The organism is Clostridium sp. HBUAS56010 (assembly GCF_007115105.1).
GTDB lineage: Bacteria > Bacillota > Clostridia > Lachnospirales > Lachnospiraceae > Lacrimispora.
Genome location: NZ_SULJ01000005.1, coordinates 104,588 through 128,425 on the forward strand (window position 1 = coordinate 104,588; position 23,838 = coordinate 128,425).

The 23,838-nt window shown below is 36.7% G+C and carries 28 protein-coding genes, 1 pseudogene and 1 riboswitch; of the genes and pseudogenes, 8 read left to right on the forward strand and 21 right to left on the reverse strand.

The window, feature by feature from the left end; translation table 11 throughout:
* The coding region (locus tag FAY33_RS19775; RefSeq protein ID WP_207706015.1) for a hypothetical protein at positions 1–252 on the forward strand (252 nt) is incomplete at its 5' end.
* 24 nt (positions 253–276) lie between these two features.
* On the opposite strand, the gene FAY33_RS09970 is transcribed toward FAY33_RS19775, so the two are convergent.
* The 5 genes from FAY33_RS09970 to FAY33_RS09990 form a co-directional block, all read right to left on the reverse strand.
* Positions 277–723 carry a sigma-70 family RNA polymerase sigma factor gene (locus tag FAY33_RS09970; RefSeq protein WP_143321084.1) on the reverse strand — a complete coding sequence of 149 codons (447 nt, stop codon included), beginning with the start codon at positions 721–723 and terminating at the stop codon, positions 277–279.
* Positions 724–1,131: 408 nt separating this feature from the next.
* A riboswitch (cyclic di-GMP riboswitch) is annotated at positions 1,132–1,221 on the reverse strand.
* A 132-nt stretch (positions 1,222–1,353) separates the two neighbouring features.
* Entirely contained in the window at positions 1,354–1,617 is a 264-nt protein-coding gene (locus tag FAY33_RS09975) for a hypothetical protein (protein WP_143321085.1), read from the reverse strand.
* Complete coding sequence (locus tag FAY33_RS09980) at positions 1,601–2,665, reverse strand: M56 family metallopeptidase (protein ID WP_207706016.1); 1,065 nt, start codon at positions 2,663–2,665, stop codon at positions 1,601–1,603. Before FAY33_RS09980 ends, FAY33_RS09975 begins: the two co-directional genes overlap by 17 nt.
* A gap of 97 nt (positions 2,666–2,762) precedes the next feature.
* Positions 2,763–3,179, reverse strand: a complete 417-nt coding sequence (locus tag FAY33_RS09985; protein WP_143321087.1) for a BlaI/MecI/CopY family transcriptional regulator — start codon at positions 3,177–3,179, stop codon at positions 2,763–2,765.
* Positions 3,180–3,549: 370 nt separating this feature from the next.
* Positions 3,550–4,812: an IS110 family transposase gene (locus tag FAY33_RS09990; RefSeq protein WP_143321088.1), complete on the reverse strand. Its 1,263-nt coding sequence runs from the start codon at positions 4,810–4,812 to the stop codon at positions 3,550–3,552.
* Between the two features lie 292 nt (positions 4,813–5,104).
* Here FAY33_RS09990 and FAY33_RS09995 point away from each other — a divergent pair, with 292 nt between their 5' ends.
* Complete coding sequence (locus tag FAY33_RS09995) at positions 5,105–6,532, forward strand: S8 family serine peptidase (protein WP_185967573.1); 1,428 nt, start codon at positions 5,105–5,107, stop codon at positions 6,530–6,532.
* A 37-nt stretch (positions 6,533–6,569) separates the two neighbouring features.
* Here FAY33_RS09995 and FAY33_RS10000 read toward each other — a convergent pair whose 3' ends face one another.
* The 6 genes from FAY33_RS10000 to FAY33_RS10025 all read right to left on the reverse strand — a co-directional run bounded on the left by FAY33_RS10000 (position 6,570) and on the right by FAY33_RS10025 (position 12,353).
* A complete protein-coding gene (locus FAY33_RS10000; RefSeq protein ID WP_143321090.1) occupies positions 6,570–7,382 on the reverse strand; it encodes a hypothetical protein in 813 nt (270 codons plus the stop codon).
* A gap of 89 nt (positions 7,383–7,471) precedes the next feature.
* Positions 7,472–9,256 carry an ABC transporter ATP-binding protein gene (locus FAY33_RS10005; RefSeq protein ID WP_143321091.1) on the reverse strand — a complete coding sequence of 595 codons (1,785 nt, stop codon included), beginning with the start codon at positions 9,254–9,256 and terminating at the stop codon, positions 7,472–7,474.
* Between the two features lie 13 nt (positions 9,257–9,269).
* Positions 9,270–9,533, reverse strand: a complete 264-nt coding sequence (locus tag FAY33_RS10010; RefSeq protein WP_143321092.1) for a hypothetical protein — start codon at positions 9,531–9,533, stop codon at positions 9,270–9,272.
* 16 nt (positions 9,534–9,549) lie between these two features.
* The gene (locus FAY33_RS10015; RefSeq protein ID WP_143321093.1) at positions 9,550–10,620 is read right to left on the reverse strand and encodes a TIGR04066 family peptide maturation system protein; all 1,071 of its coding nucleotides are present in this window, start codon (positions 10,618–10,620) and stop codon (positions 9,550–9,552) included.
* Between the two features lie 18 nt (positions 10,621–10,638).
* Positions 10,639–12,084: a radical SAM protein gene (locus FAY33_RS10020; RefSeq protein ID WP_143321094.1), complete on the reverse strand. Its 1,446-nt coding sequence runs from the start codon at positions 12,082–12,084 to the stop codon at positions 10,639–10,641.
* A gap of 71 nt (positions 12,085–12,155) precedes the next feature.
* A complete protein-coding gene (locus FAY33_RS10025) occupies positions 12,156–12,353 on the reverse strand; it encodes a CLI_3235 family bacteriocin precursor (protein WP_143321095.1) in 198 nt (65 codons plus the stop codon).
* A 523-nt stretch (positions 12,354–12,876) separates the two neighbouring features.
* On the opposite strand from FAY33_RS10025, the gene FAY33_RS10030 reads away from it, so the two are divergent.
* The 6 genes from FAY33_RS10030 to FAY33_RS10055 all read left to right on the forward strand — a co-directional run bounded on the left by FAY33_RS10030 (position 12,877) and on the right by FAY33_RS10055 (position 16,826).
* Positions 12,877–13,317 (forward strand): hypothetical protein, encoded by a 441-nt coding sequence (locus tag FAY33_RS10030; protein ID WP_143321096.1) that lies wholly within the window; start codon positions 12,877–12,879, stop codon positions 13,315–13,317.
* 98 nt (positions 13,318–13,415) lie between these two features.
* Positions 13,416–13,949 (forward strand): hypothetical protein, encoded by a 534-nt coding sequence (locus tag FAY33_RS10035; RefSeq protein ID WP_143321097.1) that lies wholly within the window; start codon positions 13,416–13,418, stop codon positions 13,947–13,949.
* 202 nt (positions 13,950–14,151) lie between these two features.
* A complete protein-coding gene (locus FAY33_RS10040) occupies positions 14,152–14,589 on the forward strand; it encodes a hypothetical protein (RefSeq protein WP_143321098.1) in 438 nt (145 codons plus the stop codon).
* 345 nt (positions 14,590–14,934) lie between these two features.
* Complete coding sequence (locus FAY33_RS10045; RefSeq protein WP_143321099.1) at positions 14,935–15,234, forward strand: hypothetical protein; 300 nt, start codon at positions 14,935–14,937, stop codon at positions 15,232–15,234.
* A gap of 162 nt (positions 15,235–15,396) precedes the next feature.
* Positions 15,397–15,867, forward strand: a complete 471-nt coding sequence (locus tag FAY33_RS10050) for a sigma-70 family RNA polymerase sigma factor (protein ID WP_347562680.1) — start codon at positions 15,397–15,399, stop codon at positions 15,865–15,867.
* Positions 15,864–16,826: a zf-HC2 domain-containing protein gene (locus FAY33_RS10055; protein ID WP_143321101.1), complete on the forward strand. Its 963-nt coding sequence runs from the start codon at positions 15,864–15,866 to the stop codon at positions 16,824–16,826. The genes FAY33_RS10050 and FAY33_RS10055 overlap by 4 nt, the downstream gene beginning before the upstream one ends.
* 351 nt (positions 16,827–17,177) lie before the next feature.
* Here FAY33_RS10055 and FAY33_RS10060 read toward each other — a convergent pair whose 3' ends face one another.
* The 10 genes and pseudogenes from FAY33_RS10060 to FAY33_RS10100 all read right to left on the reverse strand — a co-directional run bounded on the left by FAY33_RS10060 (position 17,178) and on the right by FAY33_RS10100 (position 23,568).
* Entirely contained in the window at positions 17,178–17,447 is a 270-nt protein-coding gene (locus tag FAY33_RS10060) for a helix-turn-helix domain-containing protein (protein WP_143321102.1), read from the reverse strand.
* 4 nt (positions 17,448–17,451) lie between these two features.
* Positions 17,452–17,925 (reverse strand): annotated as a pseudogene (locus FAY33_RS10065) (type IV secretory system conjugative DNA transfer family protein); the annotation flags it as partial.
* Between the two features lie 139 nt (positions 17,926–18,064).
* Positions 18,065–18,928, reverse strand: coding sequence for an HNH endonuclease signature motif containing protein (locus tag FAY33_RS10070; protein WP_143321103.1), 864 nt, complete (start codon positions 18,926–18,928; stop codon positions 18,065–18,067).
* Positions 18,929–19,115: 187 nt separating this feature from the next.
* Entirely contained in the window at positions 19,116–20,360 is a 1,245-nt protein-coding gene (ltrA, locus tag FAY33_RS10075; protein ID WP_143321104.1) for a group II intron reverse transcriptase/maturase, read from the reverse strand.
* 96 nt (positions 20,361–20,456) lie between these two features.
* Positions 20,457–20,618, reverse strand: a complete 162-nt coding sequence (locus FAY33_RS19420; RefSeq protein ID WP_185967574.1) for an SHOCT domain-containing protein — start codon at positions 20,616–20,618, stop codon at positions 20,457–20,459.
* Between the two features lie 36 nt (positions 20,619–20,654).
* On the reverse strand, positions 20,655–21,035 hold the full coding sequence (locus tag FAY33_RS10080) for a resolvase (RefSeq protein ID WP_143321105.1): 381 nt from the start codon (positions 21,033–21,035) through the stop codon (positions 20,655–20,657).
* Positions 21,036–21,178: 143 nt separating this feature from the next.
* Positions 21,179–21,913 carry a DUF4314 domain-containing protein gene (locus FAY33_RS10085; RefSeq protein WP_143321106.1) on the reverse strand — a complete coding sequence of 245 codons (735 nt, stop codon included), beginning with the start codon at positions 21,911–21,913 and terminating at the stop codon, positions 21,179–21,181.
* Positions 21,910–22,716, reverse strand: a complete 807-nt coding sequence (locus tag FAY33_RS10090; protein WP_143321107.1) for an LPD28 domain-containing protein — start codon at positions 22,714–22,716, stop codon at positions 21,910–21,912. Before FAY33_RS10090 ends, FAY33_RS10085 begins: the two co-directional genes overlap by 4 nt.
* A 33-nt stretch (positions 22,717–22,749) precedes the next feature.
* Positions 22,750–23,121 (reverse strand): resolvase, encoded by a 372-nt coding sequence (locus tag FAY33_RS10095; RefSeq protein ID WP_143321108.1) that lies wholly within the window; start codon positions 23,119–23,121, stop codon positions 22,750–22,752.
* Between the two features lie 60 nt (positions 23,122–23,181).
* Entirely contained in the window at positions 23,182–23,568 is a 387-nt protein-coding gene (locus FAY33_RS10100) for a recombinase family protein (protein ID WP_143321213.1), read from the reverse strand.
* Between the last annotated feature and the right edge of the window lie 270 nt (positions 23,569–23,838).

Below are 23,838 nucleotides of genomic sequence, written 5' to 3' on the forward strand. Positions count from 1 at the left end.
GGCGAAACAGTCCACCACAGACTGTTTTATGACCGGGCGTTCTCGCTCGTCACCTTCGATGCCATCGGTTCGACGAACGGGTCAAGCGGCATAAATGCCGCCTACCCATCCGCAGGCAGTTTTGGCGCGCCCGTCAAGGTCGCTGCCGCTTTTCACACGGCTGGACAGATCATGTATTGTTGCTGCCGGATATTTATTTTTCAAGGAGCAAAAGAGAGAATAGAAAAACCCCCTCACTTACTTCCACGTTGAGTGAGGGGGGTGACAAAAAGATTTTTAGATTTTCATCAGTTTTTTTAATTTACTAAGGATTTTGACCTTTCGGGCATGAATGGTTTGCTGTAAAACACCTGTTTCTCTGGATAACTGGTGCTCACTTTTCCCCACAAAGAACAATTCTGTTATCAGCTCTTGCTCTTGTGGTGTAAGCAATTTTAAGCAATAAAGCATTATTTCAATCAACATAGCATTTACAGCTTCATCCTCTACGCTTTGCTGATCTGCCTCAAACTGCCGATTTTCTCCCAGCAACCGTTCATAGGAATCCTCACGGCTAGGTATGTAGGTGACCGTTCTATTTAAGCTGTCAATGTGGCATCTTTCCACCTTTAGATCGTATTGCTGATATTCCATTTTGCGGTCGCTTTTTTCCAAGACTTCAATGACCACATCGCTTGCTTCGGGATACCTCTTCCGATAATTAATTTTGATTCGTTTTGCCATAGGGCTTGTCCTCCATTTCGTGATGTTTAAAATCAAAAATGAAGAACATGTGGCGGCGACCGACAGTGTAGGGACAAAAACTTTTTATAGAAATTAAAAAGACACAGCTTAATACTTAATTTTAATAATCGAACAAATAGATTTCTTGTCGAATAAAAAAAGTCAGCACTTTGCCATTGGCAAAATACTGACTTTTTTATAAATCTCGTATAAAGTTGTATAAACAATTGAGGGTTTATGCGGATAGCGCTGTCTTTAATTCCACCTCCGCAAGACAGGAAAAAGAAAAATTGTCATAGTATGCCCCTATCGCCGCAGCGCATAACGAAAGCCGGCATTATAATACCCTAAACTATCCGTCAAAGCGACAAAAGCCTGCCCTTTTTAGAGGGCAGGCTCTATGTAGTTCTTGGCAGCCAGGCTATCATAGTGTAATAAAACGCCTTAGATCCTATGGCTTTGCGCCCCCATCTTTCAATGGGTTTGCCCTTGGCATTATTTATTTTTTACAGCATAATCAATACTTGAGCTATTATGAACTACGAAACAATCACTTAATAAGACAATATCTCTGATACCATTAAATTTAATTACCTCTTATTGCATCTTCTGTGTTCATTATAGTGCCATTTAACATAATTCCCATTCCCCAATCCATTTTTCTCTGGAATAGTTATATTGACGCCTATACATCTTTCCATCCTCTGACTTGTAACGCCAGCCGATAATATTCGCGTTTGGATAAGCTATATCTAATAAACTATTATGTGAAGAAATAACGGAAATTGGCAGTGCAACTCCTTGTGATTGAGCTGAAGCATCAACAGGCAGCATAAGTGTACTAATTGTTAAGACAGCTAATGATAACATGATTTTTTTACTTTTCTTTTTCATTTAATAATACCTCCTCAAGATTGTTATAAATTGATAAATTAGAGTATGAATCTCTAATTGCTGTTACCGTAGCAAAGTATTCATTATTAACGTAAACATCATATTCATTGTCAGGTCTTACAATTAAATATGCATTCTCTGGCGTTAATTCTAACGTCTTTTCCTGATCTCTGGAATTAATTGAATATGGTTCAAATACAACAAACGAACTTAAAATCAAGACAAATACCATAAAGACAAGCAGGATCAAATTTTTAACTTTTGACTTTTTAAATTCTTCTCCAGCCAGAACAATATGAAATCGCTGAGATAGAACAGAAACAGTTCTGCTATCAAAGGACAGAGAAAAACCACTTATTTCAGGGGAAGCAGTTTCCTTAGCAATCCTTATCAGACATTCTAAATAATTAACTTTTTCTGTTTCATTAAATATTTTTGTAACTGCCATATCAACTCTTATCTCTAAAATTTTATCTACTTCGTGTTTTAGAATAAAAACAAATGGATTCCACCAATATATAATACTTATTAACTCAACAAACAATTTAATCCATAAATCATTATTGTAATAATGGGTAGCTTCGTGTCTTAATATGTAATATAGCTCTTGATCTGATAACTTAATCTTTGGTAATATAATTATCGGTCTAAGCAAACCAAAGTACATTGGAACAGAAACTCTGCTTGTCATAATTATTTTAAAATTGCTTGTTTTTCCATGTAATTCTTCAATTTTCTTTATAGTATTTTTAACTTTTTCATCACATAGGTCTGCTTCTCGGTTAATTAAGTTCAAAAATCTTATATGACATAATAGATTCTTTATACTGAAAAATAAAATCCCTATTCCCCAAACCAGTAATATAACATGGTATACATAAATCCCTGTAGAAACAGACTCCAAAACAGGAGTATAAAGCATTAAAAATATGCTTGGGAATATACTTTTTTCACGTATCGTCTGCTGGAATGAAAACTCTATTGGAACTAACAACCGCAAAACAACTAATAAAATCCCCAATAACATGGTACTTAAACTTATTTGCATAATTCTTCTATGGCTTTTCAGAAAAAGCCATAGAAAAATTATTGACAAATTGATTATTAATATAATAGTTATTAACGCAGCTAGTGATAAGAACATACTATTTTTCCTCTTGATTAAGTATTTTTTTTCTTTCCTCAAGTATTTTTTCAAGCTTTTCTATTGTTTCTTTTTCGTTTTTTTCATGTTTTAATAACGTTCCTACTAAACTAGGTATCGGAATACTATCTTCACTTTTACTAAACTGATTAATAAATTGTTCAATAATCAAATCCTTTTTTGATACAACGGGCTTATAACTACGTGTTAAAACAGTCCCGCTATAAACAATATCTGCCACCTCAATGTATTTTTTAGCCATCAATTTTCTAAGAACAGATTGAACTGTATTATTGCTTAGTGACTCATCTTTCTTAGCTATTTCTGATGCTACCAATGGTTTTTTACTGTTCCACAATATTTTCATAACATCCATTTCTCTTTCTGTTAGTAATAGTGCATTTTTAACTCTAGGCATTTTTAATCTCTCCTTAAGACCTTTGACGTATATGGTACTTTTATGATACAATATGTTTATAAATATGTCAATATTATATTAATTATATATCATTAATAATATTTGATTTTATATATAAAATCACATCATATTATCAATCATGAGTTTTTATTTTATTTAATATCTCTTTTTTAACCATGATTATATTATATTGGCAATACTCTGCTTCAGTGAATTTTATCAGATTAATTTCAATAACCACTATGCAATTAATATAAATATAAAGTAAGGGGATAGTGTGAAAGAGAGTAGAGGACAGCCAAAAAAAGGCGCACTTAACTAAGCTATTCAAAAATAGCTTTTCAGAAGTATAAATTTTAGAAATTAGCTTTTAAGAAGCTTCCAGTGATTCAGGTATAATTCCTTCACTTTTTAGAAGTTTCAAAGCTTGTCTGATAGCCTTTTCCCTTTGTTTTGCATCAAGAGGTTCAGGCATATCAATTTTATATAAATCGCTTGGGTTCCATGCTTCACCAGTACAGAGCATCTGGTAAATGGAAGTTAAAATCATCCTTGCGATTGCAATGATGGCTCGTTTCTTTCCACGACGTTTAAGGATACGCTCATATTTGGTTTTGTAATAAGGAGACTTTTCAGATTTCACGGCTGCATGAGCACACTGTACTAATGCAGGTTTGAGGTAGACACCGGCACGTGTTATTCTAACAGACTTCTTTTTACCAGCAGATTCGTTGTTGCTTGGAGTTAATCCAGCCCAACAGCATAAACGTTTTGAAGATGAAAACTGAGACATATCTGTGCCAATTTCAGAAATAATGGTAATCGCACTGTTGCGGTCAATACCTGGAATGGTACACAGTAACTGGATAGCATTTTCATGTGGAGTAATCAAAGATTCAATCATAGTGTCTATATCATTTATTGTAGATATGATATAATCCATATGTGCGCGGATAAGGCGCATCCGATACTTTTGGGAATCAGTCATCTGGTGACCGTCGATGGATTCAATGACACTATCAGACTTCTTCTTTAATGAGCGAAGCAGTCTGGAAGATATTTCTTCGTGGTTGATGGAATTGTCAGATTGCTCGATTAGGTAATCAATAATAGATGTAGCTGATTTCCCAAAAACATCGGAAACAACAGAATCTAATGCGACATTACAAACCGTAAGCGCATTCTGAAACCGATTCTTTTCTCCTGATTTAGAGGAAGTCAACTTATAACGATATCTGGTGTACTCTCGGAGAATCCGTATTTCCTTGCACGGAATATAACTACCAGGAACCAATCCTAATCGAAATAAATCACCAATCCATTTAGAATCCTTAGTATCGTCCTTGTTTCCTTTGACAGCCTTAACCCACTTCGGGTTGGCGATGGTGACGTTGATATCATCTTCCAAAAGGTTATAAACAGGGACCCAGTACTTACCGGTGGATTCCATGCAGATATCTCTGCAATTATTATCAATCAACCAGTCTTTGAATTGAAGAATAGAATTGTTGAAAGTGGAGAAGCGCTTCTTATGATAAGAAGGTTCGATTCCGGAAGTGGTTTTAATAATCGTGGCAACGAGAAAAGATTTGTGAACATCGACACCACAACAGGTTTGATAAACAACTTTCATGGTAATGAACTCCTTTCGTAATGAGATAAAGAAGCCATTGACTGTTCCATCACACATTTAACAGAGTTGCTAAAACAATTCTTAGTGTACGGTCTTATAGAGCCACTTATTTGTGCTTGAAAGATGGAACTTACACTGATTACTATGCTGTCTAAAACCAAGAAGGTTTTTACGACTCCCCTCCCCGTGCTTTGTAGTGTAGCTTCTTGAAACTATTCTATCAAAGAAGTAGAGGTAGTCAAAACTTTCATTACTATTTGTGCCGCCGCTTAGCGGCGGAATGGAGATTACTATGATTATTGCTATTATCGATGATGGTGTCAGCACCGCTTCAACTCCAAACCTATTATTTTCGTTACATGTTAACGCTCATGGATTAATTCGTACTTTTAAAGGATATATCGATCCACTGGGTCATGGCAGCATATGCTCTGCCATCATTCAAAAATATTCTCCATATGCTCAAATAGGAAGTATTAAAATACTGGATTCTAATACCAAAAAAGGTGATTGCTTTAAATTGAAAAAAGCAATTTTTTGGTGCATAGAGCATAATGTCAAAATTATTCACTTAAGTTTGGGAACTGTATCTGCTTCCGACTATTCATCGCTTTTGAATATTATCAATCAAGCCTATGAAAATGGTATCATTATTATTTCAGCCTGCAAGAATGGGAGTAACTTTTCTTATCCTGCAACTTTTTCGAATGTAATTGGTGTTCAGTGTGATCCTCAACTTCAAGGTGATGCATATTATGCCAAAACTCCCAATTATCACGGTATTGATTTTTTTTCAAGTGCCAGTCACGAATTAAAAGAATTGCAGTCAACTCCCTATCAGGGATTAACACCAGTATGCAATAGCTATGCTGCTCCAGTTATTACTGCAAAGATTTACGCTATTTTGCTTAAACACCCGTACAAAAATTTTGATCAAATTAAAGAAGACTTGAATAAATCAAGCAAACTTTTCAATCCACAATATTTCCCTAGATTATACAAACAACTGGATTGGATTACTACTTTAAAAATGTTAGTCATAGGTAATTTATTAGTGCCTTCAAACTACATACGTCAATGTAAAATTGACGAAATAATTTACTTAGAATCAGATCTTGAAATTAAAAACACACTTAATGCGTCAGCAAATTTACCTGTTGCGTTTTATAGTACCCATATATTAGATACCAAGAATATTATTACTGAAAATATTCCACCTATAATATTCCTAAAAAAATCAAATATGCACTGTTTTCAAAATACCCCAAATCGAATCTTTGTTCCTACTATTTTAGATGATTATGCAGTTAAAACATCACTGCCAAATGAACGGCCTGTAATAGCAATCTTGCAAGATATAAACAATACAGAACTTTCTATCAGCGCTGTTTTAAAAGAAATGTTTAAAACTCATAATTTTAATATACTATTTTTCTCTGAATATTCAATTGATATCCTTTTAGGCGCTGTTTATATAGATACGCCCCTATTGTATCAGCATCACTGTATTAAAATGGCGGATCAACTAGATACTGAATTACTTATCGTACACTTGAATTTTAAAAATCTTCAAGCATTAAACCCAGATATTATCATTTGCAATACCACTACTGCCAAATTTATCTCCTACAAAGAGGTAGAACACACACCTATAATATTAACAGACCATCACGACTACAGTGAGTTGTTTAAGGCTATTTGTGATATTGTTTGTGAATAAAAAGATAACGAGAATTTTTGAAATTCTCGTTATCTTTTTAAACGATTTCACCATTTTCAATTTTACGTTTTTGGCTTAATCCATATAATTGATATGCGTAGCTATAGTCTTGCTGAATAGAAGTTGTTGGCACCTTCTCCAGTATGGACAATGCAGTTGCTAACGGTAGATTTTGTAATTCATTTAATAAATTCTGTTTTTTATCGCTTTCTTGAGATATAGCTTTTGCTTTTTCATCATCAGAACTCATAGGGGAGGGACCATCACAGACAGTTTCGTGGAACCCTATTTCTCCATCTTCTGTTATAGATACCAATTGCGACATGCTTTTAACTGATTCAGGATCAATAGCTGCATTTAACCGAATATCATCGTCAAAATACTTCTGAATCTTTTCAGCAATTTTTTTTGCATAATCCGTATCTTGCTCCATTTTCTTCTGGACGTTAGGATGAATAAGTACAACATGAGCACCAATTGGTATCTTTACCAATTCCGTTTGAACCCAAGACTCAAAACCATTTGATGTCTGTGTCTTAGGCTTCCATGATTTCAATTGATTTATTGTAGTTTCATCAATGATATCACCATATAATTTTGAGGTAGGAAAATCCAAACGATTAAAATATGTAAATTGTGATGCATCCAATACTTGATACTTTAAACCTGGATATATTTCTTTAAGACTTTGCTCCGCACTTACAAAAGTTTCAGCCTTTTCTGTTTGCTGACTAGCAGCGGCACATAGAACCTTTTTAAAATCAGATATTGGTACTGAACTATTGTTACTATTTTGTACATAGTTCAATAAATTGTTGTAATTTAAGGCTTCAATACCCTGTAAACTCATTACATATCCTCCTTATGTAAATTCACACTTAACAAAAAACCGATTGATTATCACTTATAATAATATATCGGTTTAATCCAGCTATTACTTTATATTTCCAACTGATATTTATCTGCCTGAATATGATAAATTCTTGAATACTCGCCATTCAATGACATTAATTCCTTATGTGTTCCTTGTTCTGTAATCACTCCATTTTGCAATAACATAATTCGCCCTGCCAAATGTACTGCTGAAAGACGATGCGAGGTATAAAAAGCTGTTTTATCTGTCCATAGGCTTCTAATATTTTCATACATTACATGTTCAGCTTCAGGATCAAGTGCTGCAGATGGTTCATCAAAAAATACTACTGAACAGGTTCGGTAGAGAGTACGTGCAAGTGCAATTCTTTGCCGCTCTCCTCCCGACAGCTCTATGCCTCTCTCACTGAAGAATTTAGTTACATAAGAATCCAAACCATCCGGTGATTGATTTAATATATGAGCTGCTCCTGCTTGCCGCAGCACATTAATGATTTCTTGATCGTTACTTACCTTTTGAAAATCAGAAATAATAATATTTTCTTTTAAAGAAAATGAATAGCTTACATATTCTTGAAATAAAGTACTGAACTGCTTCCGTAAACTCTCAATTTTATACTTTTGAATATTTAACCCATTCACTAAAATACAACCATCTGTAACGTCATAAAAACGAAGCATCAATTTTATTATAGTGCTTTTTCCTGACCCATTAATTCCTACCAGACATATTTTTTCACCTGCTGTAACTTTAAAATTAATGTGTTTTAAAACATATGTATCAGTATCTGGATATTTAAAAGTCACATCCTGGAATTCAATAGATACCGGCCCAACAAGTTCTTCGTCCCCTATATCTTCCACAGAATTTCGATATTGGTTAAATTTTTGCAGAGTATCAATTTTTAATTTATCTCCATAAACGGACATACCAGTCTGAATTGCAAGAAATAATCCTCCTGTAAGCTGAGTCAGTAATCCTATATATAACGTATAGTCACCAATAGTTCGCAAACCTGATACAATATCCTTTACTAGAAGAATTAAAATAAAAACAGAAGCTACTTCTGGCAGCATATTAAAAATTAAAGTTACCACTGTTTTTTTCTTTAATACTGTTTTTTTACCTGAAAAATGCGATTTCCAAATAGTACAATATTTCTCCAGCAATATATTCTTAAGATTAAAAAGTCTAACATCACTGGAAAAGACCCTTTCTCCCGATATCCACCGAATATAACCCATGTGTCTTTCTTTTGGAGACTGTTCCAAGCTCCATGTATATAAGATTTTAATATATTTCTGGTTTGCTATAACGGATGGTAATATAGTTAATGAAATTGCGAAACAATAAAGTATATTTTCCCTGGATAACAAAATCCAGGCCCCCCCAAGAGTTACCAAAGCTCCAACAAACTGAATTACATTCCAAATTACACTGTTTAATGCATATATATCCTGTTCCACAGAATGAAGTATGTTCTGATATTTAGGAGAATCGAAATACTGTATATCCATTTCAAGTTTCTTTTTTATTAATTCTTGATTTAAGTAATTTTGCAGTAAACTTTCCTGCATTGTTTGCATATAATCATTGACTTTTGATAATATAGCTTCTGTCAAATTAACAGCTCCTAAGCAAATTAGAATTATCATAATCTTTAAATCAAATATGCCGACGGATAAAGTCAACTTGTCAATTAATTGCTTGGTTAAAATAATTGTAGCAAATGGAAGTAACGCATTAGCAACCTGTACTATTACATTTGATACTGCGTACCCTTTTGCAGCCTTCCAGCAAATATGCAGAGAATATAAAATTGTATGGCAAAAGTTCTTAAACTCTTTCACTGACCATCGCCTCTTAATTACTAACAGATACTGTACACCCTGTCAGATTATTGATTTCCACCAGAAACTCTTGATATGTTGTTAATTTCATTTCACCAATAAGCACATCAGGAAACCTGATGCCAAACACTTGCTCAACTTCCATTAAAAACATCATATAATATCTTGCTCTCATATAAATAGGTTCGTCAAAAAGAGAGGTATCTTTGAATTCCTCTGGAAAGGTATAAGAAAATAAGTTAATAAATATATCTTTTAATTTCTGTTCATTATTCATGATTTTACCTCGCTGACTAAATTGTTCTATACTTTCCAAACTTTTGTAAAGTACCAATAAGATCACCACAAAGAGACTTGCCATCTCCATTAACATGATTAAAAAAGTAACTCCCTGGCAGATCATCAGGCCTTTCCTCTGATTCATAGAATCTAAGGGTCGCTGTTGAAATACTTGTAGCATCTAAAACGCTGTTATCTACCGCAAAAGCATTTATTTCAATTTCAAATTTATTTTTTATTATTTCTTTTATCTTTTCTGTAAATGTAGAATCATAATAGTTATGAAATAACTTTACAACTGCATAGTCACAATGGACCGCATTTGAAACAAGAAAAGGAATTATGCCAAAACTTCCAGTATGCTTTTCATCCAATGGCATAATTTCTCCCGGCAACCCTATGAGTATTATATCCGGCTTAGTTTCTAATTCCAATTTTCTAACAAAATGATTAAAAAGAAGAATCTTCTCTGTATCTGAATACTGCCTATCATACATAAAATCCGGGAAAGAGAGACAATTACTTTTTTCAGCTTCATTTTTGCGCGTAAGAATTGACTTGACTGTATAACCGGTTTGCTGTATCCCTTTATGCAAATATAACAAAGTATCAAGTTTTCCGGTATGCTCAAACATGCCTAAAACAAATACTACAGGAGTTTGAATACGCAAAATATTGGGTGAGTAATCTTTTGTCTGCTTAAGTGATTCCTGATCAAGACAAAACATATTTTTTTGTATGGTCAACTTAGAACATAAGCTCTGCTCCTCTGCAGACAGTGTGCGGGTAATCCTAATGATTTTATCTTGTTTAGCTGCTTGTTCAATAACAGGTAGTATATACTCAGTAAAATCTAATTCACTATTTGAATCCACTATCCAGACAGCATCAAATACGGAGTAATCGGTACATTCCCTAATATCCTTTACCGTTATTGTCTGATTTCCAAAAGCAGATATTGATTTATTTACATAAAACCAGCCTTGCGGTGCATAACAAGACAAATTTACTGCATATTCCCATTGCTTTAAAAATGGAATATATTCACTATCAACCGGATAAATCATTACTCTTTGATTTTTCATTCCTCACACCTCCTCTGGTTATATTTTTACATTTTCAAATTTTTCAAATTCACAACCGTAATCCTGTAAAACTATATAATCTTTCATCATATCTTCTGCCGTAGACCTTACCCGGCTGCATTCCTGAAGACGCAGTTCTCTTGATATTTCTGTAACACCATCCGCAAAAGCAACACACTGTGTACAAAAATTAAAAGCCCAGCATTTAGAACATTCATCCTTGGTAACTTGTCCAACATTTAAAATCCTTTTAGCAGCATCAAAATCAAATCCATTATCAAGATTTCCCATCTTCATAACTGGTGAAGTTTCACTTACTCGTTCACATGGATATAAATTTCCCTCTACATCAACAAATAATTTATGATGTCCGGGCACACATGGACCCCCCGGATGGATTTTTTTCTGCTTCATATCTACAGCAGAGCGGTGATAAAAATTGTGTGTAAGTTCATCAACATACGGCACCGCCAATTGGGACGTCATTTCTACCGGAATACGGCCCACACCATATAAAAACATCTTTGCATTTTCATATTGATTAATGGCATTATTCTTCTTACGCGCCGGCAATGGCTGTTCTTTTAAATTAACATCATTAACTGCGGTTAGTTGATACGTAAATTTATTAACCCTCTTATCTTCGTTAAAGAAGCGAACTACACTTTCCAACTTAGCGTCGTTTGACAGAACACAGCTAATAATAAATTTCTCTGCAGGAAGATTTTGAATGGATGAAAACATAGTTTTTATGTTATTCATTACAGTTTGAAAACTTCCCTGACCGTTAACAAGTACACGGTTCCTATCATGAATTTCTTCCGGGCCATCTATGCTTAAAGTTATTGTAAAGTTATGTTCCAAAAGGTATCTTGCAATCTCCGGGCTTAAAAGTGTTGCATTTGTTGTAATGTTAAATTGTAAATTTTTACTTGGAAACAACTTATAGCTGTAATCAACACATTTTTTAATTAAATCAAACTCTAATAGTGGTTCTCCGCCATAAAAGCCAATTAATAAATCATTATCGCTTTCTCCGTTACGTTCATATAAAAAATCTAATGCCTTACGAGCTGTAACCCAATCCATACGTTTATTATTATGTACTCTATTAATATAGCTGCCAGAAAATATACAATATTTACATCTTAAATTGCAATTTTGTGTAACCTGCAGACACATGCGGGAAAGTTCATGATCAAGTACATATTCCAATTGTTCATTCATCACATGTTCGATTATTATATCAGGTCTGCCTTGCAGTAAACCTTCTTTTAACATGTTTTCCAGTATTTCCTCGTCTTCTTTAGTAAGCAAAGGCAGCGGAGACAAATCGCGCAAAACTGAATCCAGGTAATTATAAATATGGCCATTTGTTTCTATAATTTTATTTGTGTTTACATCAAATATATATAAGTGATTGATTACTTTCAAAAGTTTGATAAAAGGTTTTTGCTCTACCATATCTTAACCCTCCGTGTATAGCATAATCAGGAGCTGCTAACTTCCAGCAGCCCCTGATCGGCCTTGTTGAATTACTTACCAATTTCAAGTGCAGCATATTGCATTTGATAGCTGGCTGAGCTAGCAGAAGTAAGTGCATTTCTGTGTGTAGACGATGGATTGTTCTTACAAGTGCACTTGGAAGTAGCACAAGGGCAAGAGCCACAAGAGCAAGCATATGCCATCAATGTACCTTTAGCATCAGAAACTTTTTTTCCTAACTTTTTCATACCTTTCCCTCCTTCCCTTTATTTTTTCATAAATTGCATAAGCAATATATGAATTATAATTACTACAATCTCTAATGAGATTTATAGTAAAAACCCGATCAACTATAATTTGCAGTAAACTTCAATCAAATCAGTTTAAGTAATGTTATATTATTTATATTACAATATCATTTAATCACTAATTTGTTGTTCTGTCAATGATTTTTTATTGCATTTTTTTATGCAAATTGTTGTTTCATTATAAATATCCAGCATATTACACAATTTTTTTGGAATTTTATTGACAATCAAGCAGGAAATATGTTTTAATGATGTTGTATTATAAATAATGTGTTATTATCATTAATTCTTTTTTTCACAAATTGTAAGCATGTGATTACCATTTTCTTGCATAAAACCTTAGTTTTTTTAAGGGTCAACGTTTAATTTAGTAAAGGGGTGATTCCAATGTTTTCATAAGTTTAATTATTATAGTTTCACTTTTTATTCCAAATAATACCAATAAGTGAAAGTGAGGATTGTTATGTTAAAAAAAATATTATCATTATCTTTAGCAGCATTAATGGTTATAACAATAAATACAACTGTTTTTGCTGCATCATCTCAACATATTCATGAACATGTTTCAGTTGGTGATGTCATTCATTCTGAAACAGGTAATGATGTGGTAATCAAAGTAAACGAAGATCAATCATTTTATACCGCGCCTTTAGTAAACTCTCTGTTAAAAGCCGCCGACACCTGCTCTCATGCACAATTAGAGGCATACGGATCTATCACCGCTCAAAGTTCCAGCTATAATAAATCAGATTCTACTTATTGCTATAGGACTAGAACTATTCAGAATGCGCGTTGTGTACAATGTAAAAAAACCGGTTTTAGATTTTACGGCTCGTGGACAAAACATAAACACTCCTACCCCTTATTCAGCAGTACATGTAAAAAATGTGGTTATGAAAAATAGCAAAGGTATTTATTTACAATAAGAGTGTTCTATTTGTAATGAGTGAATATTATTAATTGCAGATTAACCTAATAAAAAGAAAGTGAGATGAAATTTAAATGAGAAAATTTCTAATATCTTTATTATCTTTATCAATTGTTTTTTCAATGTCTTCCTTAAATGTTTTTGCTGCGGGACCTATTAGCAGCCCGACTCAAGATAAAGGGATTGTTGTTGAACTTGCAGACGGGAATACTGTTGAGTTAAAAGATGGGGAATCCATAGTATATCAGTTAAAAAAAGATAATTCTTCTAAAATAAGCACTATGGCAACTGTTGGCACCGTTGTAATGACTCCCCATAAAATCAGCACTAATGTTTATGAATTTGATGTTAAAATTTCTGTGAGCGGTACAAAAATCACCTATGCTGATGCCACCGTTGATTACGGTGACGGCTCATATGGTTGGACAAGTGTACATCCTGCCGGTATTAGTAATAAAGCTTATCTAAATTATAGGAATCTCTATTTATATAAAGGTACTTATAAACCCAACGTGAGTGAAGTAAATGTTACCTGCCTAAATGGAGATGTACTACATCTTCTGGGTTCTATGAATATAAAGACAATAAAAATTACCAAAGATGCTTAGTATGATATAGATAGATCTGATATATTGCTATCAATAGGGTTTGCTGCCTATGTCCAAACATCAGGTGGCAAACCCTTAAAAATTACATTATTTTGATGATGATAATAATTCATATGCTCTGTCATTAAACTTTTCAATTGATTCCACATCTAAAGCAAGCTATACTGAACATATAGATTATACTTAAAGAAAGAGGTGTCACATGGTGTATAAAGATATTTGGAATAGTACACAAGATATTATAGAAAACAGCGAAACAAAGAAATTTACAGTAGATGGCTATTTTCAATATAATAATATAACATTTCATATACCTGCATTGTATAAATTTGAAAACAATATAATACTTGAATTTTTTTCTAAAAACAATCATGAAAACATTAAAGTACTAAAAATTAAAGAAATGCATGTTAACGGACAAGTAATATTACAGCCGCATAATGCTGTATCTTATTTCAATACTCCAGCTAGAAAGTGGAGAACAGAAATAATAGCACATACCACCAAATTTGGTTTCACGGAATCTGATTCTTTCTTTTTACAACGCACATTATTTGATACAAAAATGAATTTTGAGAATGTTTCCTCCTTAGATTTTATTATTGGCGAAACTTTGATTACTAACGTTTCTAAAGCATAATGTATTATATAATTTAAAGCACTCCATAACGCTTTTTTTCATACTAATCCTCATGCACATCGCAGATCAGCCTGCGATACCGACCGAATAGACAATTGTAAAAACGTTGTATTTTCAAACTCTCCTCCCTCTAACGCCACAATCCTAATGTTTACTGAAAGATAGCTTTATCTAAATTATTATACTTACCTAATATGATTTTGTATCAACACAAATAATTTTCTATTTCAATGTAACGAATTGCATCTAAAACGGATATATGTTTTAGGAGGTGATTCCATTGATAAATTAATAATCAGCAGTAAGGAACTATATAAAGTTATCAAAAGGAAATGAGGTGTTTTTATGCTTAATAAAATCAAAAAACCATTGTCGGCAATATGTATGATGGTTGTAATAGGGTTGTTAACATGCGGTTTCGTATACGCAAAGGCTAATCCTGATTCTCTGCAATTTACAGGTAAAAATAATTCAGAAGTTACTTTATTTGCTGATAAACAAGACCTTATGCAAAGTGGCTTCGCGACAGACAAGGAAGATTCAAATCTTGAGATCGGCCAGGTTATTGTGTCCAACGGCGTAAAAGAAATCGTTTATGCCATTGGAACAGATGGTTCATATATAACTATTCCAGCGTCAGATTAACTGATAGGCAGATGCGCATTTATATGCGTGTCTGCCTTCATTTGAAAAATTGCAGAACATGCAGCAATTTCCAAACAATAAATAACCTTTGATAATTGCTGTATGTTCTGCACAAGCTGCTTCGAAGCAAATATCTGCTCAGGAGGTGATTGTGTGTGGGAAATGGATGGGATTTACAAAGAACATGCGGATTTAATTTATAAATACTTGTTTTCCCTATCTTTAAACGCTCATACAGCGGAAGAATTGACACAGGAGACTTTTTATCGTGCCATGCTATCCATAAATACATATAACGGAAACTGTAAAATGTCTACATGGCTCTGCCAGATTGCAAAACATCTATGGTATCAGGAATTGGATAAAAACCGCCGAAGAAAAACTGAACCACTGGATGAATCTTTTCCTGATAATTCAAAATCGGTTGAATCTGCGGTGCTGGATAAGCAGGATAAAATGTCAATTTACCGTATGCTTCATAATCTGTCAGAACCTACGAGAGAGGTTATGTATCTGCGACTTTCAGGAGAACTTAGTTTCAGGGAAATTGGAGAGCTTTTAAATCAATCAGAGACATGGGCACGGGTGACCTTTTATCGAGGTAAGAAAAAATTAATGGAGGGATTGGAATGAAAAATACATTAGATTGTAATATCGTTCGGGATATGCTCCCATTGTATGCTGAAAAGCTGACCAGTGAAGAAAGCAATACTGCTATCCGTCAGCATTTGGAACAGTGCGAAGATTGCAGCAAATACCTTGTAAATATACAAAAGCCTATTGACTGTCCCACTGTGCCCAAAATGGAAATAGACTATATGCGAAAAGTTAAAAACTCCTTTAAACGGAGAGCCTATATCTTGTCGGGTGTTATTGCCGTTTTCTGCATCATACTACTTGGCATTTTTCTCCGCTTGTTTATTATTGGAACTCCTATATTTATTGGAGATGCGCCCATTAATTATGAATGGAATTACGATACCGATAGTAAAGTTTATTCGATACATGGAACCATTGAAGGAGCAAATACCAGTGCCAGAATTAAAATCTACAAGGATAAAAATAACAATCAAATAAAGATTAAGATATATGAGATTATGCCCTCTATTTTCTTTTCCAGTAATCAATTTTCTGTTAAAATCCCATGGAATGGAGAAGCAGATATTGTTTGGCAAGGAAAAGATAGTCAGCAAGTTATTACAAGTTCCCAATATTTGAACCTGTCCATTTCCGAATTCCAAAATGGACATTACCAAAACATTATGGATTTATATGATGTAAATGGGGCATCCTTGATTAAAGATTTGTATGATAAGGCTACTGAGGTCTCCAGCAACGATCTGGTGGCTTTTGATGAAGCAAAATTTAATCAATACTTTATTATCAGCTTTCCGCTTACCGCCGGTGGATACTCTGGATGGATTACGGAGGATAAGTCATCGCAGGAACAAGAAGTGGATGAGCGTGTTTTTCTATATCAGGAAGACGGACAATATTATTTTTACAAACAGGGGCAGCATTTGAAAAAGCTCTCAACAGAAGATATGAATAAAATATCAGATTATATGAAAACTAAGGAAGTTAGCCAATAAAGTGTTTTCAGAACAGACTATTTTTAATAATTCCAGCTTTAAAACTTCAAGTATGAAAAAGATGGATGGACAACTGAAAATTTACACTCTCCAGCAGTTTACACTTCCGAATTTTCCAAACAGACGAACAACTACAGATAAAAACAGCTCAAACGTGTATTATATCAATTATTTATCACTCCAAAATCCATGGCCTGAACCTTTTTCCTACCTTTGACTTTACCAAGTTGTTCTTTTTCTGAAGTTAATCTTTCTTAGAGTGAGAAGTTCTTCTTCACAGTTCACCATGAACTCTCCCACAGTCCACCCAAATGGCAGACCTTCCCCTTGGAGGAAAGGTCTGTTTTCATCCTAAACTAATACTTTTTTACTTAAAAAATAAAGATTACTACTCTTACCTCCATTTTCCCGCCAGCGTTGCTCACGCTGAATAAAACCGCTTTTCTCCAGATCAAGAAGTGCTCTCTTAACAGTGCTTTTGGACAGGTTGAGTTCTCTGGCAATGGTACCAATTGCCGGATAGCATTTACCATCCCGATCCGCCCTGTCATGAAGATACATATATACCGTTTTTGCTCTATGTGGTAATTCAGAGTTATAAACAGATGTAAAATAGGCCAAAACATCACCTCCTTGCCTGTGGTTTCTTCTCCATCTCTCCCAGCTTGATAGCAGGAGCCTGCGCATGTGCCATTCCCACTGGTATGGCGGGTACATCATCCATTTCTTCCGGTTCAGACTCAAAGGCCGCATTGCGCCGGATGACTTCCTCCTCAACCTTACGGCGATCCGCATAGCTCACCTTTCTGGCAGACTGCTCTGTCATCTCATAGGCTTTTCCAAAGGTAATGCCCCATTCAAGGAAGAGCTTTAAACGAGTGCGCATAGGACACACACCCGTTTTTGTCACAATGAACCGTCCCTTAGGCATGGATTTCAGCTCATCTGGGGTCATCAGCGGGCGCTCGATCATTTGCAGAGACTGACTCGGATCATTCTTGCCTCGGCTGACGGAGCCGCTCATGACAGTCTGGCTGCCGAGAGCCTTTGACAAAATCTGTGCCGATTCGCTGTTGGGAGCGAAGCCGCCGAACACGGTGTATTGCGATAGGTAAACCTTTGATATAATCTCCAGCTTTTCCCCCGCTTAGCACCGTGCACGAGACTTTCACCTCACACGGCGCCCCATCGTCTAATATTAGAAATCATAATCTACACAACAAATGTTAATCTGCCATTTACATGGTTATCGGCTCTAAGTTGAGCCTGTTGCGAAGCCTGTTGATTTTATCCCTTTGATTGTAATTAGGCTGTATCAGTTGAACATATTTCTCTACAATATCACTTTTGGTTGCATGAATAAGTCGGTGCACATCAATATCAAGCATGATAAGATTACGATACTCGTCTGTACCGCCGTCTCGAATGGTAGTTTTATGATGAAGATGTATTCTGTCAAGTTCAAGAATTTTTCCCGTTACAGCACATTTCCCGGTCTGTGCGCAATACAACGCTAATCTGTTATCGTTATATTCCACACTTCGATTTTTAACAGGGTGTGCCATTAGGTAATGCAGAATACCCATATTTACCTTTTCGAGTGACTTATGGATAAGTGCACGCCCTTCTTCCGTGTATTTATTAACCTTGACAGGCTTGTACATCGGGTTTCGATGTACGACTGCACCAATAGGCGCAACAGCTTGATTTTTAATGAAACGTATTTGCTTGCTGTGCTTGTAATGATTGTAGACAAAGCCAACTGTGGGATTTTCACATTTTCGTTTTATTCTGCTTCGCAATCTGAGTTTAAAGGTTCGGTCAACAAGAAAAGCTATTTTTTGTAGGTCAATGTTCACATTAGTCGCATAGCGATAATAGTTCTGTATTCCTATCACTATGGAATTGTAGATGTGAACTTCATGATTTTCATCATTTACATTTTTAGGGTTTTGTATTTTCTTTATCTGATTGCTTAGCTTTTCTGATACTTTTGATTTAGCTTTGGGAGTTAATCTGCTTGCCACAACATATTTTCCGCTCTTTTCCACGGCTTTGATTTGAAATCCCAGAAAATCCGAATACTTCTTTTTCAGATTCACAACCTTGGACTTTTCAGGACTGGTTTCCAATCCCAGCCGTTCTTTCAGCCACTTCTACGTAGCTATGAATAGATTATCAGCATCTTTTCTATTGCGGCAAAATATTTTGAAGTAAGTAGACCTCGGGAACTTCCCCCTAAGTCTCTCTCAGAACCGTACGTGAACCTCTCAGCTCATACGGCTCCCATTATTCAGCCGCTGGCAGTATTCCAAATTTCCAGTGTGCAAACAGATTTCTATCACGCTTTGCTACCTCTCCTAGCCAATGCTCGGCTCTTCGCCTTGCTCTACGTTTCTTAAATTTCTTTCGAACCCATTTCACAAGACACCCATTGATATGTCTTAGTGCATCATATATCTCGGATTTGTAGAAGTGTGTGTAATAGTTAATCCATCCCTGTATCTGTTTGTTGAACATATTTGCTATGTCCCACAAGTCTTTATCTGGCTTTAACTGCAACTTCCAGCCACGAACTTCCTTTCGTATGGCTTTCTTTGCCTTTTCTCCCACTGCTGGCAGAAAGTTAGTAAAGAACTTTCCATACTTATTCTTTGCGTGCCTTGGCCTGAATGTATATCCCAGAAAATCAAAGGACGTGTACTCATGATTACCTTTACGGTCATCGTCTTTACAGTACACAATTCTTGTCTTCTCCAAGTTTAACTCCAGTCCAAAGCTTGCAAATCGTTCCTGTAGCCTACGTTGCAAATATTTTGCCTGTTTCAGAGACGCACAGTGTGCAATTCCATCATCTGCATACCTAGCCCACGGAATACTTGAAAACTCTTTTACCATAAAATCATCAAATACATAATGCAAAAACAGATTTGCAAGTACAGGACTAATCACCCCACCTTGTGGTGTTCCGGAAGTTCTTGGAATAGTTGTTCCATCTTCCATTTGAAAAGGTGCAACCAACCACCTCTGTATATAAAGAAGAATCCATTCTTCTTTCGTATGGCGTTTTACCATTTCCATTAAATAATCATGTCTAATGTTATCAAACAGACCCTTAATATCAAACTCTAATACCCAGTCTTTTCTCCAACACCTTGTCCTTGTCACTTCAATTGCCTGTATCGCTGATTTGTTTGGTCTGTATCCATAGGAATCTCCGTAGAATACCGATTCTACACTTGGTTCAAAGTATAACTTTACCACCATCTGCGCTATCCTGTCCTCTACGATTGGTATCCCCAGAATACGAGTTCCTCCATTCTTCTTTGGAATTGCTACTGCTTTTACAGGTTTCGGGAAGTAACTTCCTGACGACATTCTATTCCAAATCTTATAGAGATTATTATTTAGCTTCTTCTCAAAATCTTCAATAGACTGCTCATCAACTCCATATGTTCCCTTATTTGCTTTTACTTTTTCATAAGCAGCTATCACTGCTCTTTTTAAAATACTGTATGGCTTTGTTTCTTGCATAAGTTCCTCCTCCTTTCAAAGTTGACTTATTCTTGAAACCGAATAATTCGGGTTCTTCGCTCCATTCCCATTACAGAAACTTCATCACTAGTGTTTTTACGCATATACTTCTGCCAGCTCCGGAGAAAATGTTTCCCGGTTAAGTGCATCAATTTTTTCATATTCCTCCGGGAATAAAAAACCGCTGTTTACCATAAGGTCCAGCAGTTTCACCGATAGCTTATACTGCATTTCTCTTGCTTCCTTTTTCTTTTCCATAGCATTTCCTCCTGTTCCTACATATCTGCTCCCTACCTACAGCATCCGCAGCTCTGCAGCGGTTACTCTCTGATCCTCTTCATATAAAAGTCTTTGAAATTCTTTCTCACTGGCAACAAACATGGGAGCCGGTGAGCTTTCTCCTTTCTGCAGCAAGCACAGCTCCTTTTGCACCTTCTGCTGCAGCCCCTGATTGGGACATTTACTGATGCTGCTTCCAAGAGTACTTAGAATAAGACGGTCTGACAGACTGGTCAGAAGCAGCTGATTCGTGCTTTCCTGATGCTCCATAATAAAGCTCGCAATATTTTCCGGGGTGTTTTCAAAATAATAGGTTTTGTTTGAGCCGTTGCTATTGCAGACACAGCCCACCACCAAATCCTTTTCCAACAAATAGTTTAAAGAATGATTACTCATATAGTTCCTCCTTTTCTTAATTGATGATTTATCTCACAAGGATGCGGCAGAAAAAAGAAATCCTGTTTTGCCGCATAGTTTCTAAAATAAAACAATACGCTGTTCACACATGAGTAAGAGAAAGAGGGGTTCTGCACTCTACATTAGCTCATCCCTCCCATCGTCATTCCGCCCATCTGCTGCCCCTGCTGTTCCAGCTCATCCTGCGTCTGGATTTTCCAGCTTTTTTCACTGCTCCAAAGGCTGACATAAATCCCACCATCAGGAATTTTTATGTAACGCTGTTCAAAGCCTTCCCCAAAGCCATCGGATGCCTGCCCACTGATTGTGTCCTTTAGCATCTCAAGCTCGTTGTCAGTCAGCTCACCTTGAATACGGCATTCTGCCACACCCATGAGACTGCCGTTTACCTTCTCCACAGTAAACACATAGGATTGTACCTTCTGGTTCAGGGTGTCATTTTTTCCATAGTACTGCATAAGTCCCCGCTGCGATTCTGGCCTTCGTTCACGAAGAATAGCAGAAAAGATGCTGTCCTCGTACTCCAGAACCTCACGGCCGCCAAGCTCTATGGGGTCATCGTCCAAGCTTCCGTATTCATCACGCTCATAAAGATTAACTGCCAACGGCATATAAAGCTTGAGTGTATGAAATGGCTGAGGTATAACCGTAAAACTGTCTTCACCAGGAATTAGCGCCAGAGTGCGGCCGTTGTCCCATTTCATGTGTATTCCACAAGCATCGTCAACAAGATTAACCGTGCCCTCCGTACCGGGCGGAACCGGCGCAAAGGGATCGTTCATACTTTCAAGCCGGAGACGTGTTCCTGACGGGTATTTCTCCCTCATAAAATTTAAAAGTGACGGATTATAGCTCATAGCTTTATTCCTCCCATCCCCATGCCCTGATCGGGCATGTCATTCTCGGTCATATTCAGCTGCTGTACCCGCAGATCAAAAACAGTCAAGTATGCCTGATAATCTCCGGGAGCCGGATTACAACGTAAATAGTAACGGTAGTTCTCTGTTTCTACGATGTATCCATAATTCTGACGCCAGCCTCCTGCAATCTCCCCGCCATGTGCAGCACAGTACTGCGACATTGCTCCCAGACTTTCAAGTGGCCCCTTTTCCCGCAGTTCATCCACGACCGCCTTTAACTCCATTTCAAAAGCGGAACCATGATATTTTTCATAATCACGCGGCCACCAGGTGTGCCAGAACTCATGTCCATTGCCGCCAAAATCGATACGCAGATGCCCGACGGTTCCTAGCACTGTATCCTGTTCTTTGGGGAGTGCATAAAAAATCCCTGCTTCCTCCTGCAAAGCAGGACGCAGGGTGAATTTATAATTATCCGGTGCAAGGGGGATTCCGTGTTCTTCACAGAAGCCTTCAATAGTCAAGCATTCATTAAGAAAATTCAGCTTTCCGTTCAGTCTGCGGCGACCCTCTTTGGGCATGTTAACCGGTTCTGATGTGAGTACCGTACCGGCATGATTTACGACAACATGATCCTCCACTATAATGGGCTTTCCGGGATCATAGTCAGACCCCCTAAGATCGTAGCAGTGAAAGCCCTCTGGTACCGTACTCCGATCAATACGGGAATCAGTGAAAAGCGCTGGCTTCCCGAATAATTCGACATGTTCATATTGCTCTTTTCTAGCGTTTACGCTCATTTGGTTCCCTCCAGACAAATGACATTATGGGTGTCATAGCTCAAGCCCCATCCTTGGCTCATCACGCATTTCGAAGTATTCCTCTACCTCTGCATCTGTCGCAAGGGGAATCTCCAGCGGCTCAGCCTCTCCCATCTGTATCGGAATCAGGTGCGGCAGAATCTGTTGCAGGAGCCCCTGATTCGGGCAGCGGTCGATAAATTCACCAATCGTGTTTAGTATTTTTCTGTCTATTGTATCGGTGACAATGATTTCTTTCGCATCCCTATGCTGCATGATAAAATTAGCAATGTTAGAGGGCGAATTCACAAACCAATATCCACTTCGACCTCCTTCATAGGGATAGACATACCCCCTGACTACATTGTTGTTTTCAAAAATCTTACCTATTTCTTCGTTAGTCATAACACCTCTCCTTTCGATGGTTTGTTTCATGAGCAGCATCCAGAACGTTGTATGAATGCCCTAGCTCAGATGTAAAAACGGTTCCGGGGAAAGCGGTCTATCAGATGAAAGTTGGATCTCTCCTTCAAGAGGGGAGCATAGGGTGATCCCCATCTGATTGATCTGCTGAGAAAGCTCCAATGTCTGTTCCACACTTCTTCCGATACTAGATAGGCTTTTCACCAGCACCATATCCATTCGCCCCTCTGCGGCGGCAGTTTTCAAGACGTTAAGTCCAGGCCGATCAAGAGTCAGACCGCTTCCAATATCCTGCGATGCGCCGGCAACCTCCAATCCAAGCTGCTCGGCATAGTCCCAAAGCTCCTTTTGCTGTTCCTTTAGTGTGCCATGCGTATCCTCCGGCGCATCAATACGGCAATACAGCCATGCTCTTTTTTTCTGTTCCATTATCAAAAACCTCCTTTAAAGTTTGATCGATTTCATTTCACAGGAATGCGGTGGGGCATAACTGTCCCGCCGCATGGTCTCTAAAATGAGATATTTTGCTTGCTCTTCATTTTCGTTCTACGCTTCTATTTGACACTACTTCCCGAAGCCAGAGCGGCAACAGCAACGGCCTACCGGTTAAGCGGGCCTCATAGGAATTTCACCTCTCCCAGGATCTCTGCGAGCCGCCCCCATTGCGATGTCTGTGGCTGGGCGGAAGTAGCGTTAGCA

Bases quoted from the DNA above. Each gene is read 5' to 3' on its own strand.
- FAY33_RS09970 (WP_143321084.1), bottom strand. From the start codon at position 723: ATGGCAAAACGAATCAAAATTAATTATCGGAAGAGGTATCCCGAAGCA.
- FAY33_RS09975 (WP_143321085.1), bottom strand. From the start codon at position 1,617: ATGAAAAAGAAAAGTAAAAAAATCATGTTATCATTAGCTGTCTTAACA.
- FAY33_RS09980 (WP_207706016.1), bottom strand. From the start codon at position 2,665: ATGCAAATAAGTTTAAGTACCATGTTATTGGGGATTTTATTAGTTGTT.
- FAY33_RS09985 (WP_143321087.1), bottom strand. From the start codon at position 3,179: ATGCCTAGAGTTAAAAATGCACTATTACTAACAGAAAGAGAAATGGAT.
- FAY33_RS09990 (WP_143321088.1), bottom strand. From the start codon at position 4,812: ATGAAAGTTGTTTATCAAACCTGTTGTGGTGTCGATGTTCACAAATCT.
- FAY33_RS09995 (WP_185967573.1), top strand. From the start codon at position 5,105: ATGATTATTGCTATTATCGATGATGGTGTCAGCACCGCTTCAACTCCA.
- FAY33_RS10000 (WP_143321090.1), bottom strand. From the start codon at position 7,382: ATGAGTTTACAGGGTATTGAAGCCTTAAATTACAACAATTTATTGAAC.
- FAY33_RS10010 (WP_143321092.1), bottom strand. From the start codon at position 9,533: ATGAATAATGAACAGAAATTAAAAGATATATTTATTAACTTATTTTCT.
- FAY33_RS10015 (WP_143321093.1), bottom strand. From the start codon at position 10,620: ATGAAAAATCAAAGAGTAATGATTTATCCGGTTGATAGTGAATATATT.
- FAY33_RS10020 (WP_143321094.1), bottom strand. From the start codon at position 12,084: ATGGTAGAGCAAAAACCTTTTATCAAACTTTTGAAAGTAATCAATCAC.
- FAY33_RS10025 (WP_143321095.1), bottom strand. From the start codon at position 12,353: ATGAAAAAGTTAGGAAAAAAAGTTTCTGATGCTAAAGGTACATTGATG.
- FAY33_RS10030 (WP_143321096.1), top strand. From the start codon at position 12,877: ATGTTAAAAAAAATATTATCATTATCTTTAGCAGCATTAATGGTTATA.
- FAY33_RS10035 (WP_143321097.1), top strand. From the start codon at position 13,416: ATGAGAAAATTTCTAATATCTTTATTATCTTTATCAATTGTTTTTTCA.
- FAY33_RS10040 (WP_143321098.1), top strand. From the start codon at position 14,152: ATGGTGTATAAAGATATTTGGAATAGTACACAAGATATTATAGAAAAC.
- FAY33_RS10045 (WP_143321099.1), top strand. From the start codon at position 14,935: ATGCTTAATAAAATCAAAAAACCATTGTCGGCAATATGTATGATGGTT.
- FAY33_RS10050 (WP_347562680.1), top strand. From the start codon at position 15,397: ATGGATGGGATTTACAAAGAACATGCGGATTTAATTTATAAATACTTG.
- FAY33_RS10055 (WP_143321101.1), top strand. From the start codon at position 15,864: ATGAAAAATACATTAGATTGTAATATCGTTCGGGATATGCTCCCATTG.
- ltrA (WP_143321104.1), bottom strand. From the start codon at position 20,360: ATGCAAGAAACAAAGCCATACAGTATTTTAAAAAGAGCAGTGATAGCT.
- FAY33_RS19420 (WP_185967574.1), bottom strand. From the start codon at position 20,618: ATGGAAAAGAAAAAGGAAGCAAGAGAAATGCAGTATAAGCTATCGGTG.
- FAY33_RS10080 (WP_143321105.1), bottom strand. From the start codon at position 21,035: ATGAGTAATCATTCTTTAAACTATTTGTTGGAAAAGGATTTGGTGGTG.
- FAY33_RS10085 (WP_143321106.1), bottom strand. From the start codon at position 21,913: ATGAGCTATAATCCGTCACTTTTAAATTTTATGAGGGAGAAATACCCG.
- FAY33_RS10090 (WP_143321107.1), bottom strand. From the start codon at position 22,716: ATGAGCGTAAACGCTAGAAAAGAGCAATATGAACATGTCGAATTATTC.
- FAY33_RS10095 (WP_143321108.1), bottom strand. From the start codon at position 23,121: ATGACTAACGAAGAAATAGGTAAGATTTTTGAAAACAACAATGTAGTC.
- FAY33_RS10100 (WP_143321213.1), bottom strand. From the start codon at position 23,568: ATGGAACAGAAAAAAAGAGCATGGCTGTATTGCCGTATTGATGCGCCG.